The organism is Stenotrophomonas sp. HMWF003 (genome assembly GCF_003061285.1).
GTDB lineage: Bacteria > Pseudomonadota > Gammaproteobacteria > Xanthomonadales > Xanthomonadaceae > Stenotrophomonas > Stenotrophomonas maltophilia_AP.
The window spans coordinates 1-1,219 of the sequence record NZ_QAIW01000436.1; the positions used below are offsets into that span (position 1 = coordinate 1).

The window sequence follows — 1,219 nt, forward strand, 5'->3', positions numbered from 1 at the left end:
GTGCTCGATCTCCAGCTGCGACGCCTGCTCGTCGCCCTCGCGGGCGGTGCGCACACACCACTGCCGGTCGGCCGTGCAGAAGCGTGCCGAGGCCTGCTCGGCGCCCGCCTGCGCGGCGGGCTGCTCGATCAGCGCCTCCAGCCGGTTGCCGGCACGGTCGTGCACGGGTGCGGACGCCGCTGCGTTGCTGATGGCCGCCAACACCACCGCCATGGCGGCCAAACGGGTCCTGCGCTGCAACGTCCCTGGCATGTGCTGCATCCTGTCGTAAACGAACAGGATAGCGCAGGGCTCAGCGCACCCCGTCAAGCGCGTCCTGCGCGCCGGTCACTGCCGCACAGGCATGGTCCTGCAGTTCTTCGCCGCTGGCATCGTTGCCCTGTGCTGCATCCAGCTGCGTGGCCAGCAGCAGGAACCCCGGGCTGCCATCACTGGCGTGGGCACCCACCACCACCAGCGACCACTGGCCGAGGTCCTGCACGCCGGACAGTTCGCTGGCCAGAAGCCGCACCGGATCGACCGTCAACGCCTCCCCCGCCACCCGACGCGCCTGGTAGCGGTGGCCCCGCAGCGGCTCCGGCAGGGGTTGCCAGCGCGTCTGGATGCCCTCCCCCAGGCGCTGCAGCTGCGCGAGGACATCGGCGCGCAGGCAGTCCACGTGGATGTGCAGCTGGTGCTGCGAGCGCCCGTGCGGCGAGTTCAGCGCCAGGCTGGTGACCTCCCGTGGCAGCGGGCGCCCCAGTGCCTGCGCGGTGCGCCAGCGCTCCTGCCAGGCGGCAGCGAAATAGTTGGGCGCATCGGCGCGCAGCAGCAACGGGCTTTCGATCCCGGTGACCCGGTCCAGCGGCAGCAGCAGGTACTGATACTGGCCGTGCGAGTCCTTCAGCACCACGTCGCGGCGCCCGGCCTGCGGGTTGACCGCCACGCAGCTTCCCTGCGGCGGTCCCTGCAGGCGGCAGTCGCGCTGCACGATCCCCCACAGCGCATCGGGATTGACCGGCGGCTTGGCCGGGGGTGGTGCGCTGGCACAGGCAGCCAACAGCAGCAGGACGCAGGGCAGGAACAGTCGGTGGATCACGGGCAGGACTCGGCTACGGCTACCGTCCGGCCCGCGCCGGGCCGGCTCGGCGCGTAGTGTACCCGCCCGCCCTTGACCGCCCGGCGACACAGTGCCGCTGGGCCGCCTTTCGCACAGAGGCCGGGCTAGGCGGGCTCGGTC

The 1,219-nt window shown here is 72.1% G+C and carries 1 protein-coding gene and 1 pseudogene; both read right to left on the reverse strand.

The annotated features are described in order from the left end of the window. Positions 1–252: pseudogene (locus DBR34_RS19065) on the reverse strand (hypothetical protein); the annotation flags it as partial. A gap of 40 nt (positions 253–292) precedes the next feature. Continuing rightward, positions 293–1,078 carry a CDP-diacylglycerol diphosphatase gene (locus DBR34_RS19070; protein WP_258224131.1) on the reverse strand — a complete coding sequence of 262 codons (786 nt, stop codon included), beginning with the start codon at positions 1,076–1,078 and terminating at the stop codon, positions 293–295. Between the last annotated feature and the right edge of the window lie 141 nt (positions 1,079–1,219).